This is a genomic window from Paenibacillus sp. P13VS (assembly GCF_015143645.1).
Taxonomy (GTDB): domain Bacteria; phylum Bacillota; class Bacilli; order Paenibacillales; family Paenibacillaceae; genus Paenibacillus; species Paenibacillus xylanilyticus_A.
This window is the reverse complement of sequence record NZ_WYEV01000002.1, coordinates 522,431-541,516: the sequence shown is the minus strand read 5'-3', so window position 1 is coordinate 541,516 and position 19,086 is coordinate 522,431. Positions and strand designations below refer to the sequence as shown.

The 19,086-nt window shown below is 47.0% G+C and carries 18 protein-coding genes; 12 read left to right on the top strand and 6 right to left on the bottom strand.

Annotated features, from left to right (window positions below; translation table 11 throughout):
• Positions 1-200: 200 nt before the first annotated feature.
• The 6 genes from GUA98_RS03540 to GUA98_RS03515 all read left to right on the top strand — a co-directional run bounded on the left by GUA98_RS03540 (position 201) and on the right by GUA98_RS03515 (position 7,171).
• Positions 201-1,628, top strand: a complete 1,428-nt coding sequence (locus tag GUA98_RS03540; RefSeq protein ID WP_193722070.1) for an NAD(P)-binding domain-containing protein — start codon at positions 201-203, stop codon at positions 1,626-1,628.
• 140 nt (positions 1,629-1,768) lie between these two features.
• On the top strand, positions 1,769-2,245 hold the full coding sequence (locus tag GUA98_RS03535; protein WP_183521173.1) for a hypothetical protein: 477 nt from the start codon (positions 1,769-1,771) through the stop codon (positions 2,243-2,245).
• 264 nt (positions 2,246-2,509) lie between these two features.
• Entirely contained in the window at positions 2,510-3,256 is a 747-nt protein-coding gene (locus GUA98_RS03530) for a DeoR/GlpR family DNA-binding transcription regulator (RefSeq protein WP_153977803.1), read from the top strand.
• Between the two features lie 2 nt (positions 3,257-3,258).
• On the top strand, positions 3,259-4,170 hold the full coding sequence (gene pfkB / locus GUA98_RS03525; protein ID WP_153977804.1) for a 1-phosphofructokinase: 912 nt from the start codon (positions 3,259-3,261) through the stop codon (positions 4,168-4,170).
• Positions 4,171-4,256: 86 nt separating this feature from the next.
• Positions 4,257-6,224 (top strand): fructose-specific PTS transporter subunit EIIC, encoded by a 1,968-nt coding sequence (locus GUA98_RS03520; RefSeq protein ID WP_153977805.1) that lies wholly within the window; start codon positions 4,257-4,259, stop codon positions 6,222-6,224.
• A 161-nt stretch (positions 6,225-6,385) separates the two neighbouring features.
• On the top strand, positions 6,386-7,171 hold the full coding sequence (locus GUA98_RS03515; RefSeq protein ID WP_153977806.1) for a class I SAM-dependent methyltransferase: 786 nt from the start codon (positions 6,386-6,388) through the stop codon (positions 7,169-7,171).
• A gap of 116 nt (positions 7,172-7,287) precedes the next feature.
• Here GUA98_RS03515 and GUA98_RS03510 read toward each other — a convergent pair whose 3' ends face one another.
• From GUA98_RS03510 to GUA98_RS03500, 3 genes are all read right to left on the bottom strand, one after another.
• Complete coding sequence (locus GUA98_RS03510) at positions 7,288-8,427, bottom strand: zinc-dependent alcohol dehydrogenase (protein ID WP_153980634.1); 1,140 nt, start codon at positions 8,425-8,427, stop codon at positions 7,288-7,290.
• 78 nt (positions 8,428-8,505) lie between these two features.
• Positions 8,506-9,669: an oxalate decarboxylase family bicupin gene (locus GUA98_RS03505; protein WP_153977807.1), complete on the bottom strand. Its 1,164-nt coding sequence runs from the start codon at positions 9,667-9,669 to the stop codon at positions 8,506-8,508.
• 231 nt (positions 9,670-9,900) lie between these two features.
• Entirely contained in the window at positions 9,901-10,782 is an 882-nt protein-coding gene (locus GUA98_RS03500; protein ID WP_193722069.1) for an SDR family NAD(P)-dependent oxidoreductase, read from the bottom strand.
• A 204-nt stretch (positions 10,783-10,986) separates the two neighbouring features.
• Between GUA98_RS03500 and GUA98_RS03495 the strand changes: the two genes are divergently transcribed.
• A complete protein-coding gene (locus GUA98_RS03495; RefSeq protein ID WP_193722068.1) occupies positions 10,987-11,421 on the top strand; it encodes a MerR family transcriptional regulator in 435 nt (144 codons plus the stop codon).
• Between the two features lie 74 nt (positions 11,422-11,495).
• On the opposite strand, the gene GUA98_RS03490 is transcribed toward GUA98_RS03495, so the two are convergent.
• On the bottom strand, positions 11,496-12,428 hold the full coding sequence (locus tag GUA98_RS03490) for an AraC family transcriptional regulator (RefSeq protein ID WP_193722067.1): 933 nt from the start codon (positions 12,426-12,428) through the stop codon (positions 11,496-11,498).
• A gap of 159 nt (positions 12,429-12,587) precedes the next feature.
• On the opposite strand from GUA98_RS03490, the gene GUA98_RS03485 reads away from it, so the two are divergent.
• The 5 genes from GUA98_RS03485 (at position 12,588) to GUA98_RS03465 (ending at position 17,348) form a co-directional block, all read left to right on the top strand.
• A complete protein-coding gene (locus tag GUA98_RS03485) occupies positions 12,588-12,872 on the top strand; it encodes an Atu4866 domain-containing protein (RefSeq protein ID WP_193722066.1) in 285 nt (94 codons plus the stop codon).
• 18 nt (positions 12,873-12,890) lie between these two features.
• Positions 12,891-13,628 carry an SDR family oxidoreductase gene (locus GUA98_RS03480; protein ID WP_153977814.1) on the top strand — a complete coding sequence of 246 codons (738 nt, stop codon included), beginning with the start codon at positions 12,891-12,893 and terminating at the stop codon, positions 13,626-13,628.
• Between the two features lie 57 nt (positions 13,629-13,685).
• Complete coding sequence (locus GUA98_RS03475) at positions 13,686-14,588, top strand: LysR family transcriptional regulator (RefSeq protein ID WP_153977815.1); 903 nt, start codon at positions 13,686-13,688, stop codon at positions 14,586-14,588.
• A 231-nt stretch (positions 14,589-14,819) separates the two neighbouring features.
• Positions 14,820-15,563 carry a fused MFS/spermidine synthase gene (locus GUA98_RS03470; RefSeq protein ID WP_321573830.1) on the top strand — a complete coding sequence of 248 codons (744 nt, stop codon included), beginning with the start codon at positions 14,820-14,822 and terminating at the stop codon, positions 15,561-15,563.
• Positions 15,564-15,728: 165 nt separating this feature from the next.
• Positions 15,729-17,348 (top strand): sensor domain-containing diguanylate cyclase, encoded by a 1,620-nt coding sequence (locus GUA98_RS03465; protein ID WP_193722064.1) that lies wholly within the window; start codon positions 15,729-15,731, stop codon positions 17,346-17,348.
• 81 nt (positions 17,349-17,429) lie between these two features.
• On the opposite strand, the gene GUA98_RS03460 is transcribed toward GUA98_RS03465, so the two are convergent.
• Together GUA98_RS03460 and GUA98_RS03455 are read right to left on the bottom strand one after the other, a co-directional pair.
• Positions 17,430-17,792, bottom strand: a complete 363-nt coding sequence (locus GUA98_RS03460; protein ID WP_095288069.1) for a winged helix-turn-helix transcriptional regulator — start codon at positions 17,790-17,792, stop codon at positions 17,430-17,432.
• A gap of 219 nt (positions 17,793-18,011) precedes the next feature.
• Positions 18,012-19,004 carry a Gfo/Idh/MocA family protein gene (locus tag GUA98_RS03455; protein WP_193722063.1) on the bottom strand — a complete coding sequence of 331 codons (993 nt, stop codon included), beginning with the start codon at positions 19,002-19,004 and terminating at the stop codon, positions 18,012-18,014.
• Between the last annotated feature and the right edge of the window lie 82 nt (positions 19,005-19,086).

The following is a 19,086-nucleotide window of genomic DNA, read 5'->3' as shown; positions in this document are numbered from 1 at the left end:
GCATGTTAGCTATTTTTAGATTGGATGACAATAAAGCTTCCGTCATATTCAAAAAAGTAATGGTAACCCATATACTAACGCTAATATAAGTGTCGTAGATGTAGTGATAGCACTGAAAAATGAGTTTAATATGACATCAACTTAACGTATGGCTGGGATTGAATCAAAATCGATTATGTACCTTGAAAGGGTTGGGGATCATGAGCCTGGAAGCTTTGAATCAACGAGTAAAAGAAGATCTCGCATATTTGGCCTATGGCGGTGCAAATTGGGTGCGTTCCACGGAACATGCTGAGGGTCATGTATATGACGTGATTATTGTAGGAGGAGGACAGAGCGGCCTGGGAGCTGCTTTTGGCTTGCTGCGTGAGCGGATTTCTAACATTTTGGTTATTGACGAAAATAAAGCCGGACTGGAAGGCCCATGGGAAACATATGCCCGTATGACGACTCTACGTACCCCTAAACATCTGACCTCCATTGATCTGGGTATTCCATCCCTAACCTTTCGTTCCTGGTGGGAGGCTCAGTTTGGACTGGAAGGCTGGGAAGCGGTGGACAAGATTCCACGCGGAGATTGGATGAATTATTTGCGGTGGTATCGAGACGTGCTGAATCTGCCTGTAATCAATGAAGTAAAGCTAAAATTGATCGAACCCGCATCTGAGGGGCTTCACCGACTTCATGTGGAGGGTTCCGGTGTCGATGGCGGCACGCTGCTGGCGCGAAAGGTCGTGCTGGCTACCGGCATACAGGGAGGGGGAGAATGGCACGTACCTCCCATGATTGCAGAACGACTGCCGAGAGAACTGTATGCTCATACATCTGAGGCTATTGATTTTGAGCGGTTGCGCGGCAAAAGAATTGCCGTATTAGGGGGAGGAGCTTCCGCATTTGATAATGCAAGTTTTGCGCTTGCTGCAGGAGTTGCTGAAGCACATGTGTTTGTGCGGCGAGCACAACTTCCAAGTGTCAATCCCATACGCCAGATGGAGCAATCCGGGATGATTGAACGTTTTCATGCATTAGGGGCAGCTGATAAATACGCGGTAATTTCACACTTTTTTCAATATAATCAACCTCCAACCAATGATACCTTCAACCGGGCAGCAGCCTGGCCGGGCTTTGAACTGCATTTGAATTCCCCCTGGCTCGGTGTGGAAGCAAACGAGGATGGAGCCGTAGTGACGACAGCCAAGGGGAAATTTGCTTTTGATTTTCTGGTGATTAGTACGGGGCTGCTAAGTGATCCCGCATTGCGACCGGAACTCAAACTGGTGGAAAGTCATATTGCTCGTTGGGCGGATTGTTATGAAGCGCCGGCTGAGCAGCGCAATGAGCTGCTGGATGCACATCCCTTCCTTACTTCCGGATTTGCGATGACGAGCCGAAGTGAAGCAGGCGAGTCACAGCTGCATGGGCTGTTTGTCTTCAATTACTCTGCCCTTGCAAGCTGTGGTCTGTCCGCTTCTGCCATCTCGGGTACCAAAAGCGCAGTTCCTAAACTGGTGTCAGCCATAGCAGACCAGCTGTTCTTGGATGATCGGGAGACGATCTTACAGCAATTTTTTGATTACGATGAGCGGGAGTTCACAGCATCCTGGGTAAAAAGCAGCGTTCCCAGCTGAACCAGCCTTATGCTAGCCACATTACAAACCGTACAGTGAGTTTCTGCTGTGCGGTTTGTTTATTTTATTGGAGAACTTACACTCTGCATGGTTTTGTTGTAAAATGTCGAATGGAACATGTAAAGGGCAGGTGTAAGTGGATGAAAGAAATGACCTACGAACAGTTTAGAGCTCATTTGAAGAAAGCTTCACGTAAGCGGGGTGTACCCATAATCAAGATTGTTGCGTTTCAGGAGAAATACATGAAGATTGAAGATATTCAGTTCTTCGATGTTGAGCAGAATTATATGAGCGTACAGGCTTGTAATACACTTTGGATGAACCTGGAGAACAAGTCTTTTCGAAATATGGTATCTCATCCTCTGCAGTTTTATAAGGATATGGAGGATCTGGGAAGACAATCGTTTGAGAATATGATTAAGGAATTGTATGATACGGCGGTTCCACTCTGGTTGGAATATGACCCCAATGATTATTACACCTCTGAACAGCTCGCTGAGATTCTGGCTACCGATGAGCAGAAGCTGATTGAACAGCTCGAAATGGGGCGTTTCAAGGGTGCGTTTATAAATGAAGAAGGAAAATGGCTTAAACCCAAACCGGGAATAAACCAGTAATGCCTGAGATGATCCTGCATGCGATGAACGACTGCAGGATTTTTTTGATGTAAATAGGCAATGGATAGACCTGCTGAGATACAGGAACACAGATATAGGATTTTGGTATTGGATGATTGTGAACGTTTTAGTTAATATTATGGGAGATAATGGAGTGCAAAAGTCGAAAGATGCAAGTTTCTGAAGGTTTATAAATTATTTTGAACGAAAATGATTGTTTTTTGCGGAATTTATGTTACTATAGAAGCAGTTGGAGGAATGAAGATGCTGACTGAAGAACGATATGCTGCAATTATAGAGCGCTTACATCAACAAGGGATAGTAAAATTACAGGAACTTGTCGACGTGCTTGGTGCTTCCGAATCAACGATAAGACGCGATTTAATTGACTTGGAGAGCCGTCAGATGCTGAAACGCATTCATGGCGGGGCAGCACTGATGAACGAAAAGACGCTCGAGCCAGGCATAGAAGAGAAAACATCCAAAAACATTCAACAAAAAGTGACGATTGCTCGTTTGGCTGCACAGGAGATCGAAAATGGCGATTGTATCTATCTGGATGCAGGTACGACGACGCTGGCCATGATTCCCTATATTGAAGCCAAGGACGTAACCGTGGTGACCAACGGTCTATCCCATGTGGAAGCGCTCGTTAGCAAGCGGATTCGAAGTTATTTGCTTGGTGGCATGATGAAAATCCATACCAAAGCCGTCATCGGAAGTATAGCATTACAAAATATGGACAACTTCCGTTTTGATAAATGTTTTCTTGGAACCAACGGTGTGGATCCCGAGATGGGGTATACGACTCCTGACCCGGAGGAAGCCTTGATTAAGAGAAGGGCGCATCAATTGTCCGGGAAATCTTACGTGCTGGCAGATTCCAGCAAGATCGGTGAAATTACGTTTGCCAAGTTGTTTGAGCTGGAGGAGGCAGATCTGATTACCGAGCAGATGCCAGAGCACTGGCGAGCCGTAATAGAGCAGAAAACTAAAATAATTGAGGGATAATAATGATATATACGATAACACTTAATCCTTCCATTGATTACATCGTGGAAGTGGATGACCTGAAGCTCGGCGGATTGAATCGCATGAATCGGGATTTGAAGCTTCCAGGTGGTAAAGGCATCAATGTATCACGTGTGCTGAATCAGCTGGGAGCAGGTAACACCGCGATTGGATTCCTTGGCGGATTCACAGGTCGTTTCATTAATGACAAGCTGCAGGAAGATCAGATACAGACTGATTTTGTGACCATAGCGGATGATACGCGGATCAATATCAAGTTGAAGCATGGAGACGAGACAGAGATTAACGGTCTTGGCCCAGCCATTCGCGAAGAAGAAGCAGCACAACTGCTGCAGAAACTATCCTCGCTGCAAAAGGGAGATATCGTCGTTCTATCGGGTAGCATTCCGCCATCTCTGGGAACTGATTTTTATGATCGTCTCATTCAGGTCTGCAAGCAGACGGGTGCAGAGTTCGTCATTGATACCACTGGCCCAGCGTTAATGGAAGCTCTTGTGCATAAGCCATTGCTGGTGAAGCCGAATCATCACGAGCTCGCTGAACTTTTCGGGGTTACTATCGAAACTCGGGAAGAGCTGGTCTTGTACGGTCGCAAGCTTCTGGAAGCAGGGGCCAAGCAAGTATTAATCTCCATGGCTGGAGATGGAGCCCTGTTGATTACGGGATCGGATGTGTACCACGCAAGTGTGCCAAAAGGCAAGGTGAAAAATTCGGTTGGGGCTGGAGATTCCATGATCGGAGGATTCGTAGGCACTTATGTATTACATGGTGACATCCTTGAAGCCTTCCGTACAGGAGTCGCTTCCGGAAGTGCAACGGCTTTCTCGGATGATCTTGCTACACGTGAATTCATTGAACAGCTTCGAGGCGAGGTTACCATCACCAAATTGTAAATCATTATTTCAGAGGCAAGCTAATTGTAATTTATAAAGTCGGCCTGACAAGCTCAGGCCGACTGAACTCAAGGGGAGTGTAACAGATGAGAATAACAGACCTGATGATCCAGGAAACGATGATCATGGACCTGCAAGCCACAACCAAAGATGAAGCAATTGATGAACTCATTGCAAGTCTGAACAAAAGTGGACGCATTAATGATCCAGTTCTGTTTAAGGAAATGATCTATAAAAGGGAAGCGGAGTCCAGCACAGGAATTGGCGGCGGTATTGCCATGCCCCATGCGAAGACATCTGCAGTGAACGAACCAACCGTAGTATTTGCAAAAAGCAAAAATGGATTGGATTTTGCAGCGCTTGATGATGAGCCGGCTCATATCTTTTTCATGATTGCTGCTCCTGAAGGTGCAGGTAATACTCATCTTCGCACACTCGCTGCTCTTTCCAGGCTGCTGATTGATAGCGATTTCATTGCTCAGCTGATGAGTGCGGATACGCCTGCAGAAGTAAGTGCATTATTTGATGCGAAGCAGGAGGAAGCAGCGGAGAAAGAAGCTGCCAAGGAGAAAGCGAAAGCCGAAAAGGCTGCAAAAGCCGCAAGCGAAGCAGGTGCTGCACCGCAGCAAACTCCTGGCACCATTGTAGGTAATGAGAATTCCGAAGATTTCGTCGTAGCTGTTACAGCATGTCCAACGGGAATTGCACATACCTTCATGGCTGAGGATGCACTCAAGAAAAAAGCTCAGGAAATGGGCATTAATATCCGCGTAGAAACTAATGGCTCCGAGGGAGCGCAGAACGTTTTGACCGCAGATGAGATTGCTCGTGCCAAAGGGGTTATCATCGCGGCAGATAAAAATGTGGAGATGGCCCGGTTTAACGGCAAGCCGGTACTGCAAAGACCGGTAAGCGACGGAATTCGTAAGTCTGAAGAGCTCATTCGCAAAGCGGTGAATGGAGATGCTCCGATCTATCGCAGCGAAGGCGGCGGCAATGTGAAGGAAGACGGAGCGAGTGCGAACAAAATGAGCGTAGGCAGCAAGATCTACAAGGATCTGATGAACGGGATTTCACACATGCTTCCGTTTGTCGTGGGTGGAGGAATCCTCCTTGCGATTTCGTTCCTGATCGAACAGCTTGCGGGCGAGGATAATCCTCTCTTCCAGCTGCTGCAGACGATTGGCGGCGGAACGGGTGCATTCCACTTCCTCATCCCGGTACTGGCCGGATTTATCGCAATGAGTATTGGTGACCGTCCAGCCCTGATGCCTGGTATGGTTGGTGGATTGATGGCCGTGAACTCCAATGCCGGTTTCCTTGGCGGACTTGCAGCCGGTTTCCTTGCTGGTTATGTTGTTATCGGTTTGCGTAAGCTGCTCAGAGGCTTGCCAAAAGCCATTGATGGTCTGAAACCCATTCTGCTGTATCCTGTACTCGGACTGCTCATTGTTGGTGCAATCAGTTATTATGTCTTCGATCCGATCTTTGGCTCGCTTAACACGTGGCTTGTAGATGCACTTGGAAATCTCGGAACAGGAAATGCGGTATTGCTTGGATTGCTGCTTGGCGGCATGATGTCCATTGATATGGGTGGACCGTTCAACAAAGCAGCTTATACATTTGCCATTGGTGTATTCACATCAAGCGGCAACACGGATGGAGCCTGGATGGCTGCCGTAATGGCAGGCGGGATGGTGCCACCTCTGGCCATCGCTCTGGCTTCCACGTTCTTTAAGTCCAAATTCACGGAACAAGAACGCAAATCCGGCTTAACGAACTATGTACTCGGATTGTCCTTCATTACTGAAGGTGCCATTCCATTCGCTGCGGCAGACCCGCTGCGTGTACTGACATCCTGTATCATTGGTTCGGCCGTTGCAGGCGGACTGACACAACTCTGGAGCATTAACGTACCGGCTCCGCACGGAGGAATTTTCGTAGCAGCACTGGCTAACCATGCTCTGTTGTTCCTGCTCGCCGTTGCGATTGGTGCAGTAATCTCGGGTCTGATATTGGGATTGTGGAAAAAGTCACCCACGGTTGTAAAATAAGCAGTGTTCTCATGTAACAATATTAAGGCATTTCCTGAGTGGCTTCATTCAGGGAATGCTTTTTATTTTCGCTTGGCCCTGATCTGTGCTAAAATAGTTACAATAATTTAACTTTTGAAACGATGTTTCATCTATTGGAACATTAGCTAGGAGGAAGCAGTATGACTCATGACGGAATGAAAGGAAAAGTGCAGCAGCAATTCGGCAAAAATGCCGAGAAGTATGTGACCAGTCCCCTGCATGCCAAAGGCAAGGATTTGGATGTGCTCGTGGCTTCATCTGGGGCAAGTCCTGATATGCATGTACTTGATATAGCAACGGGAGGAGGGCACGTTGCGTGTGCACTGGCCCCTCTTGTTAAGCAGGTAACGGCTTTGGATTTGACAGAGGAGATGCTCCAGGTAGCTGAACGCTTTATTAGGGAGAGCGGTCATCAGAACGTGAATTTGGTACCGGGAGATGCGGAGCATTTACCCTTCGAAGATGATGTCTTCGATATCGTCACCTGCCGGATCGCTGCGCACCATTTTCCCGATGTTTTTTCTTTTCTAACGGAGGCGTTCCGGGTAACGAAACCAGGCGGAAGACTGCTGCTGATAGATAACGTGGCACCAGAGCGTGATGAATATGATCAATTCTACAATGAAGTTGAGAAGCGCCGCGATCCCAGTCATGTTCGTGCGTGGCGCAAGTCGGAGTGGATTCGAATGATGGAAGTGGCGGAATATCGCGTGGAAGCGATGGTTTCCTTTGAGAAAACCTTCCTCTTTGAAGATTGGTGCAAGCGTGCCGGACTGCCGGAAGCAGATGGACGGGAACTTGAAGCAAGCATGCTCTGTGCACCTTCGGTCATTAAAAAGTTCTTCCGGTTTGAAGAGGCAGTACCGAATAAGCTGTTAAGCTTCGGGGGAGAGAGTGTACTCATTCAGGCCTCAAAAGCGAGATAGTTCAATAGATTCAACAAGTAACTATTTTCATCCAGTATGGCATAAGAATAAACAACACAAAAGGCAGATGACCTGTACAAGGGCATCTGCCTTATTATTGTGCTCATTCTCCTACATTAAGGTTTCAGCACAACTTTGGTACATTCGTCTTCATGATCGTTGAAGATTCGATACGCCTCACTGGCATTTTCCAGCGCAATGCGATGGGAAACAATCTCGGTCGGATCGAATTCACCTGCTGTAATCTTGCGGAACAATTCCGGCATATAGTGGATGACAGGAGCCTGTCCCATTTTAAGATTGATGTTGCGTTCAAACATACTGCCCAGTGGGAACATGTTGTAGGACGAACCGTACACACCTGTAAGCTGGAATGTACCGAATTTGCGTACGGCTTTCATGCCAATTTCAATGGCACTCAGGGCACCGCCGTGAAGCTTCAGCTTCTGTCCGATTTCCTCCAAAGTGGATTTTTTACCGTCCATGCCGACACAGTCGATGACCACGTCGGTACCGCCACCTGTAATCTCGCGGATATGTGCGCCCATATCATCATAATTTTCGAAATTGAAGGTTTCCACGTCATTCATGCGCTTGGCTTTGTCGAGGCGATATGGAAGGCGGTCAACAGCGATAACCCGCTTCGCGCCTTTCATCCAGGCAAACTTCTGGGTCATCAAGCCAATGGGCCCACTGCCGAGTACGGTTACCGTATCTCCAGGTTTAACGCCGGCATTTTCGACACTCCAGTATGCGGTAGGAAGAACATCGGATAGAAACAGCAAGGCTTCGTCTTCCAATTCACAGGATTCCGGAATCACAAACGGCATGAAATTACCGTAAGGCACACGCAGGAATTCCGCCTGACCACCAGGGTGATTGCCATACCGTTCCGTAAATCCGAAATAACCACCGGTATGAATATCCGGGTTGCCGTTGGAATTGTCACATTGGCTTTCCATGTCGTGGCTGCAATAGAAGCATTCGCCACAAGAAATGTTAAAAGGCAGGACCACACGGTCCCCCTTTTTTACGCGTGTCACTTCAGGACCGACTTCCTCCACGATCCCCATCGGTTCATGACCGATGACATAATCCTTTTCAGCGGGTAATGCTCCCTGATAAATATGAAGATCTGATCCACATATGGCTGTAGAAGTAATACGAACGATAATGTCATCCTTTTGTTGCAGTCTTGGATCTTCAACCTGCTTTACCTGAATATCCTTGGTCCCTTGAAAAGTAACGGCTCTCATCATCATATTCCTCCTATCGTATAGTAGTTCTCTGAGAATTACCCCGTTTGGGACCATTTGATAGAGGTACATATGAAATTAAACGACAGGCCATTTCACTTTGCGCAGGGCATCAAGCAGCTCCGTTGGCGCGTTCAGATTGTCGCGGACAAGTTCACGAGGTGTAAGTGCCATCCATTGGTTTAATGAGATATCTTCAAAACGGTCACTTCGGAAGATTTCCAAAAACCATAAGGTATCGCTGCCCGTGTTTTGAACATAGTGTCCCATGGCCACAGGAACATACCCTACATCTCCGGCTCTGTAGTTGAATGTGCGTGCTGTACCATTGCCGCCGAACACCGTCATTCTTCCTTGTCCCGTAAGGTAATACTGCCATTCATCCGCATTCGGATGCCAGTGTAATTCACGCATGCCACCAGGCTTAATCTCGACCAGTGCAGCAGCAACGGTTGTGGAGATAGGGAAGTTGGTGGAATCCACGATGCGTACACTTCCTCCAGGCGTTATAAGGGGCTCCTGAGCGAGCAGGCGATGTTTGAATGAAAAGGGGACTGTACCATAAGGTGAAGGAATCTCCTGACTCGCGAGTGAACCTGGAACCTGATCCTGAAAAATATAAACCTGATCTGTCGGCCTGGACTGAAATGCAGATTCGGGTACTCCGAAATTGACAGACAATACCTCTGCAGGGGTGTGCGCGAACCAGTCTGAAATGGATAACGTGTTGAGATCGGAGAAGGAGCCGTCATCAAAAACAAGCAAAAACTCACAGCCCTCTTCCAGTCCTTGAATGGAATGGGGCAGACCTTTGGGAAAGAACCATAGATCTCCTGGTCCGACATCAGCGATAAAATTTCGGCCCTCCTGATCCACAGATGTGATTCTTGCCGTTCCCCAGATCATATAAGCCCACTCGGATTGCTGGTGCCAGTGGAGTTCCCGTACGCCGCCTGGAGTTAAACTCATGTTGACCCCAGCCAGAGTCGTGGCTATGGGCAGATCGCGTACGGTAATCTCGCGTGACCATCCGCCATGGTTTAACTGCATATGTGTATCGGAAAAGGACATTTTCAGATTGGGGAGCAGCCCTGCATCCGTTGCAGGTGGAACCAGCATATCCGGATTTTCAAGGTCTCTCATGACATCGCGTGGACCCAAATCAGGCCCGCCTGCCCCGTCTCTTCGGATTGGTTGTGGAACAAAGGTTGGTTTACCGTTAGGTTGTGATCCTTTTGTCATTCGCTTATCCCTCCAGTTCAGATCATGCTGATGCAGACCTGGTCGTCATTCATACATGTATGAAGCAGGGCCTGGATATTATGAAAGACAGGGGGAATAGAAGGGATCCATGGTTTGTATGTTCCGCAGAGTCCTAAGACATGAAGGAGGATGCTTCTGGCCTGTGCCATTTCAGAACCCCGTGGTGACACGGGGAGAATGTTACTTGCCAAAATACAGTCTTTCCAGTTGTTACTCGCTTTTTTGATTTCCACTTCCTGCAGGGGTTGAACATAGAAACTCTTGCTCATAAATTTCATGTACCCGCTTCAAAATGAAGGGACCTTGCTCTTTGAAACGAAGTTCAGTCGGTTTATTTTTAATCAGGAACGTACCTGATTCGTGATTGGTCTGTGAGAATGCAGCTCTATACAGTAACGAAGCACCGTGACTTGGAGGAGGGAAGAACAGTTTCATGACAGGCTTGATGTAAAAGGGCAAACCGGATTTTTTGCTGCCGCGTAAAGTATTGTTACCTCCAGGATCTACGCTCAGAAGACGAATGCCATCGGACTTCGCCGCCTCAGCCGCCTCGCGTGTCCATAAGGAGAGGCCGAGCTTCGAGGTGGCATATGGACCAAATAGCTTCTTGAATTCAGTTGGACGTTCCAAAATGTCCAGGTTGAACTGTCGGACCATACTGAATGCACTTGTTGAAGTATTAACAACGGTCTTGAAGGTGCTCCTGCGTATAAGGTTATATAACTCCATATAAATGATATAAGGAACGATGGTTTGAAGTTCAAAGTGCATTTCATGCCCTTGGTCAGAAAAACGAAGCTCTGCCGCACTGCCCCCTGCGTTATTAAACAGGACATCAATCGTATCCAATTGGAGTTTAATCTGATCGAGCGCGATTTTAAGACTTTCGTAGTTGGTCAGGTTAGCCTGAACCAATTGCAGCTGACCTGAACGTAATGCACGTTGAATATCGTCTTGCTCTGCCGGAAAAGGTGAACGGTTGAGGCCGATGACCTGCCATCCTTCAGCCAATAACGTGCGGGTCAGCTCGAGGCCAATTCCTGAGCTTGATCCCGTAATCAGCGCGGTGTGTAGTTTGTTTGGTTTATTCATAGTTACCTCCATTATATTGGGAATTACAGAACGAATCTGTGTGCTGCGCTCATTCTATAATTTGGAGTCGACTCCAAGTCAAGCAGTTGGATCAAATGAATTTTGAACGTTTATGTTGATTGGTTGCAGGGCTGAATTTGGCTTGACTTGGAGCTGACTCCAAGTTGTAAGATGAAGGTATGAGGGCAAAGGAGGCTGAGGCGGATGAGTAATGAGGCACGATATTCCATTAAGGAAACAGCGGAGAAGGCAGGGTTATCGGAAGATACGATTCGATATTATGAGAAGATTCAGCTTCTGCCGCGGGCAGATCGGAAGGCGAACAGGCACCGTGTATACCGTCAAGAGGATATTCGAACCATGAAACTCATTTCTTGTCTGAAAAAGACAGGTATGTCTCTGGAGGATATGAAGCCTTACCTGCACATGTCGATGGATTCGAATCTGGATGAATTCCCGGAAGAACGTGAGATGCTGGTGAGCCATCGAACGAAAATAGAAGCGCAGATTGCCTCGCTGCAGCAGGTCGTTGATTTTATCGATGAGAAGCTGAATAAGCGGAGCTTGTTTCCTGACGAGTGTCCTATAACCGGAGAGAATCAGATGTCGGCTTTTGAAAAAAAGAACATGTTTTCCTGATGAGCAACATCCCAATAACATTCATTACACCCGAGAACCCACGTCGTCCAGACGTGGGTTCTTTTTGATTGCGATTAATACTCCATTTGAAGTGTATGACGAAGACGTTGGATATCGCTTTTTGGTGGCAGGCCATACATTCGCGCATATTCCCTGCTGAATTGGGAAGGGCTCTCGTATCCAACCTGAAATGCGGCATCGGCAGCATCCGTTGAACCGGCAATGAGCATATTTCTGGCTTCCTGCAGCCGGATTTGTTTTTGAAATTGTATGGGGCTCATGGCAGTGATGGCTTTGAAATGGTAGTGAAGTGATGAGGAACTCATATTAACCATGGCGGCAAGCTGATCCACGCGCAGCGGTTTGTCATATTCGGATTGGATGACTTCGATCACCTTGGCGATGTGCTGGGCGTGGCTGTTTTGAACAGCAAATTGTTTGATCGAGTGTCCATGTTCATCTTGAATAATTCGATATAAGATTTCACGAATAAACATGGGAGCGAGTATTGGAATATCTTCAGGTGTGTCGAGCAATCGAACCAGTCGGATGATGGCTTCAAGAAGCGGGACCTTGATAGAACTGACAAATAACCCACGCTGGGTTGAGTTGTCCGGTTTGGATTGCATCGCAGCTGGACTCTGTATCAGATCAAAAATCTGGTTAGAGTCAAAATCAAGTCGCACACATAGATACGGCTTCTCTGCAGTAGCTTGAACCACCTGTCCTGAAATAGGCAAGTTTACTGATGCGACTAGATATTGTGTCCGGTCGTAGGTGTAACTCTCTCGTCCGAGTACGACTAACTTGGATCCTTGAGCGACAATGCAGAGAGCAGGTTGATGAACAGAATAGATGGGCTGCGATATTTCCGAAGCACGAATCAAAGAAAGCGAAGGGATAGCCGTAGCATGAATTCCGTCACTTGGGATAAAACGCCTGATAAGTTGAGCCATTTCCTGCATCTGACGAGTCACATCGTTATCCATATGTAGTGATGAAACCATGGTTTCATCCTCCTTTATTCGAATCGGTTTATTTTATTCTAGAAGGTTCTGGAGGAATAGGCAAGATTGTTGGGGGAATCTTCTATCTGGTGAGCGATAATCTCCTCCATAATAAGGATATGCAATTGAGCTTTTGAAAAACAGCAAGGAGGTTGGAAAATGGAATACAATTCATCACGTAACAGAGAGGAACATGCACACCCTTATGTTGGCATGTGGGTGACAAAGGATGGTTATATCCGGCATGAACTGCTCACGAATGGTCGATATGATGAAGCCAGAGGTCAAAGGGAAAGTGCGTATCAAGGACGTTATGTCGTGGAAGGAAATCATATTGAATATGTGGATGATACGGGTTTTACAGCGGATGGAGACTTTGTAGAAGGTATCTTATATCACGCAGGCATGGTTTTGTACAGAGAAACAAACATCAATAACCAATAATAAAGGAGAGGATTTCACATGTTTGATGTAAAAGGAAAAGTCGTTGTCGTTACAGGGGCTAGCAGCGGAATTGGAGAAGCAACGGCTCGATTGCTGGCACAGCAAGGGGCTCACGTGGTTATTGGGGCTAGACGCGTCGAGCGTTTGCAGGCACTTGCATCTTCCATTCGTTCTGAGGGAGGCTCCGTGGAGGTTCAGGCACTTGATGTCACCCAGCTGGAAGAAATGCAGAGCATTGTGGACCTGGCGCTTACCCGCTACGGTCGTCTGGATGTCGTTGTCAACAATGCAGGTTTGATGCCTTTGTCTCCTCTTGAAGCCTTAAAAGTGGATGAATGGAATCGAATGATTGATGTCAATATTCGTGGAGTTTTACACGGGATTGCCGCTGGGTTACCTGTCATGAGAAAGCAGGGTGCTGGCCAATTTATCAACATCGCTTCCATTGGTGCCTATGCCGTAACACCGACAGCATCCGTCTATTGTGCGACCAAATATGCAGTCCGTGCGATCACGGAGGGTTTACGTCTGGAAGTGGGTGGAGATATTCGGGTAACACTTGTTTCTCCAGGGGTAACCGAATCGGAGCTTGCCGACACGATCACGGATGTCGGAGCGCGCGAGTTCATGAAGGATTATCGGCGTGTGTCCATCCCAGCATCGGCCATTGCCCAGAGCATCTTGTATGCCATTAGCCAACCTGCTGAGGTGGATGTCAACGAAATTGTCGTCAGACCAACAGCAACTCTCGTTTAAGGCGAATACTCTTTTGGTATATAATAGAACCAACTATACGAAAAGAGGAATAACACGTTGACTCTGCAGCAATTAAAATATGTGATTGAAGTTGCCACGCGTGGCTCCATGAATGAAGCGGCCAAACGGCTATTTATTTCCCAGCCGAGCCTTTCGAACGCGATTCGTGACTTGGAACAAGAGATGCGCATTACCATTTTTGAACGTACAAACAAGGGAATCTCGCTGTCCAAAGAAGGCGTGGAATTTCTGAGTTATGCCCGGCAGGTCGTGGAGCAGGCAGAATTGCTGGAGAATCGATATTTGAATGCCAAGCCTTCTCCACAGCATTTCTCGGTATCCACCCAGCATTACGCGTTTGCCGTGAATGCCTTTGTACGTCTGGTACAGCAGTATGGTCAAGATGAATATGAGCTGGCCCTGCGGGAAACGAAGACATATGAAATTATCCAGGATGTTAAGAGCCTGCGAAGTGAAATAGGGATTCTGTATTTGAACGAGTTCAATGCGAAGGTCATTAACAAATTGTTAAAGGATGCTGGTCTGGTGTTCACAAGCCTTTTTGTAGCCAAACCGCACATCTTCATCAGCGTGAAAAACCCTCTGGCGAAGCAAGCATCCGTGGCGATTGAGCAGCTGAAGGACTATCCTTACCTGTCATTTGACCAAGGGGAGTACAACTCTTTTCATTTTTCCGAAGAGATTCTCAGTACGTTATCCCATCCCAAGAGCATCCAGGTCAACGACCGGGCAACCTTGTTTAACCTACTGATTGGTCTGAATGGGTATACCATTTCAACAGGTGTTCTCAGCGCTGATTTGAACGGAAATGAGATCATTCCTGTTCCGCTGGAGTGCGAGGAATCGATCAACGTGGGCTGGATCAGCCACAAAAGCACCTCTCTTTCCAATCTGGGCGTGGAATATGTCAAAGCTTTGCATGAGGCCATAGGGTCCTGACTGTACAGACAGGTTGGAATTTTCCTAAAAATGTGCGAACCTGCCCAATCCCGCATTCGGGTTGGTCACTATTTAAAAATTTGTGGGCTTATCTCAAGCCATTCCAAACCGTTTCCGGGTAACCGTGAACGGTTTTTTTCTCATTTTTATGGAGTACGGCGATACAGAATTGTTATAATGAAAAATAGTTTATTTGCATGTAATGGATGGAACTTGAGAGGAGTACAGCTCGTGAGAGTTTTATATCGGAATATGAGTGAGCAGCATGCGTTAACCGTATATGATACAACCAGGCTTTATGGGGAAAAGGGACATTTCCGGGTTTTGGAGTTTTCGAACGAGGCTGTTCAGGGAGCCATGGATCTCGATGAGCCTTCACGAATGCTGCTTGAATACCCAAGGGCAATGGTTCATCTCATGGAGCGGAACACGCCTGAATACGAAAAGGTTTTTGTAGTGGGGCACGGAATTGGTACGCTCTCGACTTATCTGTCAAACCGCCAGGTGAAGATCGCTGAGCTGGACGAGGAAGTGGTTGAATTAAGCAAGACGCTATTTGGGTATAAGGGCAGTGAAGTCATGGTGGGAGATGGCCGGGAGCTGCTGCAGCAGGAACCGCCTGGAACATTTGATTATATTATTATCGATGCATTTACCGCAGAAGGAACGCCGAAGCAGTTTACCTCCAGATCTTTCTTCACGATGGCTCAAAGCAAGCTGCAGTCTGGTGGAAGCATACTGTTGAATGTATTTGGGCGTGCGGGCAATGACAGACTTGTAAACGCGATATATGCAACGATGGCTGTCCAGTTTGATTACACACGTTCATTTGCACTGCCTACGGAAACGCAGGATGAGATACAGAATCGAATTCTGGTGGGAAGCGATGCTCCTATTGACTTCCAATCGCGATCTATGGCTGGGTTTGTGGAACAGGAGCCTGGGGAAGGATACATCATCGAGGACGAGCTTTGATTCTGGAGAAGAAGACAGACGCCTGATTTATAAAGCTTGTCATGGAGTTGTCAATTTTAATTGAAGAAACTGTAAAATATTCATACAAAATTAATACATTCATAACAACTTTCGTATAGAATAGTGAGAATATGCCTTTTCATGAAAATCCGGGGGAAAGCACTAATGATCGCAAAGAACAAAGCATCCAGATGGCGAAGAAAAGCGAGAACCTACAAAAAAATTAGCCTTCCCGCCTTGCTCAGTGGGCTGGTCACCATTTCGGTGCTGATGACCTTAACAATCATGTTTATTTCGTCTTACACAACGCAGAAGCAGTCTCTCATTGACAATACCTTGTCTCTTAATTATTCAAGCGCAGCTCAAATGAGTCAGACACTGGATTCGCTATTTCAGTCCATGCAGAGCAGCTTGAAATATGCTGCAGACTATTTTCCGCAGATGGACTATTCAGATACGGAAAAGTTGGATTCGACGCTGGAATTGATCCAACGCAGCAGCAATTATTTTAACTCTGTAGCCCTTGTGGATGAGAAGGGTGTGATACGCAGCATGTCGCCGTATTCGGGTTTATCCGTCGGGGCGCATGTTTCATCTGAGGCAGCCAAAAAAGCGATGGAGCTTAAGGCGCCCTATATTTCCGAAGCCTATCAGACCCCAAGGACGAAGCGCAGAAATGTTTTTGTCAGTGAACCGATCTTCGATGCAGCTGGACAATTTAAGGGGACTATTGGCGGTAATATCTATCTGCAGGAGAATAATATCCTGAACCTCTCTTTTGGAAGTCAGCTGAGGACAAGCAATGGTTCATATTTTTTTATTGTCGATGTCAAGGGCACGCTTCTATTTCATCCAGACACCAAAAGAATTGGTGAGGACATCAGTAAAAATGAAGTTGTACAAAAGCTGCTGAATGATCAAACAGGTAAGGAGCAGTATAAAAATCTGGCTGGCATAGATTCGCTTGCCGGGTATCAGAAGGTGCCTGCTACCGATTGGGGCGTCGTGGTCGTATCTCCAACTCAGACGGTGTACGATCAGTTGAATGAGCATATTCGCATGTTATTGCTGTATACTTCCGTTCCGTTTCTCCTCCTGACCCTGATTGTCATTCGGGTAGCGCGGAAACTGGCGAGTCCATTTGTCTATCTGGCCGATCTGGTTAATCAGGTGGATCAGGGTAAAGTGGACCTGCCAACCATGAAACCACATTGGAACAGGGAGGCCGATTTGCTAACCCGCACGGTTTTGGGTGCATTGATGAATTTTCGCAAGCAAACCGACCAGCTTACCTATGATGCCAGAACGGATGTGCTGACAGGCATGACGAATCGCAGGACATTTGAAGAAGTCATCCAGCAATGGATTGATGAACAGACGCCATTCTCGATTATTGTTCTGGATATCGACCGCTTCAAATCCATTAACGATACGTTCGGGCATCACGCTGGAGACGAGGTCCTGAAGCATATTGCAGGTCTGATCAGGTTGGCTGTTCGGCCGCAGGATGTGAGTTCCCGCTTCGGCGGGGAAGAGTTTGTCGTGCTGCTGCGGCACACCGGAGCTGAGACCGCCTATCAGATTGCCGAATTTATCCGTGTCACGGTTGAGGAGAGTATCATGCCGATTGATCGCTCCGTGACGATATCGGCAGGGGTTGCCGAATATCCGCTGCATTCATCTTCAGCGACGGAGCTGTTCCATCTCGCGGACACAGCTCTGTATCAGGCGAAGGAAGAAGGGCGCAATCGTACCGTGACCATTCAGACCGTAGATAGGTCATAAACAGGCCGGGAAGATCGCCTATGAAATACACGATAAAAAAGCTGATCCCTTATGAGAAGGAATCAGCTTTTATTGCGTTCACTATACTTCCTGTGACTTGGCTTGGACGACTTCATTTGTATAGGTTTCTCCCCAGTCCCGCATGCTGAATATGATCGGACGGAGCGTTTCCCCAAATGGCGTAAGTGAGTATTCCACTTTGGGTGGAACTTGAGGGTAGATTTCCCGGTGTACAATCCCGCTGCTTTCCAATTCTCTTAATTGCAAGGTGAGCATTCGCTGCGTAATGTCGGGAAATAACTTTCGGAGTTCATTGAAGCGTAAGGAACCCGAAAACAAGTGATACAGAATGGCTCCTTTCCATTTGCCTCCAATAACGCTAAGTGTAACTTCTACGGCGCAGCCATAGGGTTTGGGACATGTCTCGGTTGAGATTTTTTTCATCGATCTGCACCTCCGTCAGCTATGTGTATAGTATCAATTTAAGCACTACGTACTTAAAATGTGTGTATGTTCTCTTCAAAGCATACCATGTCTGATTCGGATTATAAACCCTCGATATCGGATGAATGAAAAGGTGAAATGTACAGTAAAAAAACCCGGTTTCGTTATACGAAACAACGGGTTGATGTAAGATTCAGGGTATACAGCAAGATTTTGTTGTTAGACCAGTGAAGACAAGATGGTATCACACAGGGCCATCGTTCCGACATTATCCTTGCCGCTCGAATGCGGAAGCGAATGATTGTGGCAGCATGACATGAAATGCGCCATCTCACCTACAAATCCACGAAGGTAGAGATCACGGTATGCGCCAGACATGGGAGAGTTGGAAGGCGTATAGACCGTATCCTGCTCTTCAAGAGCCTTCCAGGGGAGGCTGTCCGAAGTGCGAGAGTGATGGACGGTAAGTGTATTCATTTCTTCTGCTGACGCAAAACCGTGATCGAATGTAACCAGTACGCTTTCGCTTTCGCGTGACCATGCACTCATGCCTGCGAAGTAAGCACTGCCCACAATACCATTATCAAATTTCAGGGAGATGCTCTGATTAATATGTTCTCCATCCTTGACTGTGGTACCCGTCACGTGCTGTACCTCGCCGAAGAGGAAACGCATCAGATCGACCATGTGAATGGCAGCGAGCTTCATAAACTGTTCTTCGTTCTTGCAAAATGGAGTACTGTCAACCGTAAATTTCATCTGAAACGAACGCGTTCTACCCATTGAACCACCATCAATCAGTTCCTTTAATTTCATATATATAGGCGCATAGCGTTTCATAAATCCTACCATTAGTACAACGCCAGCCTTTTCGGCCGCATCAGCAATTTCTGCAGCTTCTCTGGCAGTCCAGCCAAGGGGTTTGTCAACATAGACATTCTTGCCTGCCTTGATGCATTGCAAGGCGAGAGACGTTTGATCCTCAGGTTGAGCCACCACAACAACGTTGTTACAGTCTTCGTTTTGCAGCATGAGAGCTGCGTTATCATATGCTGATCCTGTGCTGCCGTATCGCAGCAAAGCGGCTTGAGAACGTTCGATACTGCGAGTGGAGATGGCCTGGATGGTAGCCCCTGCTTCTACAGCAGAAGGGTAGATATTGGTCGTTGCGTGAAATCCGGCACCGATAAAACAAAGATTCATTTGAGTCATAACCATTCTCCTTCTTCAATGATATCTGGTGCTAACGATAGGAGGTTTTTAATTTCTATAAAAGGACATATGTCCTATCTAT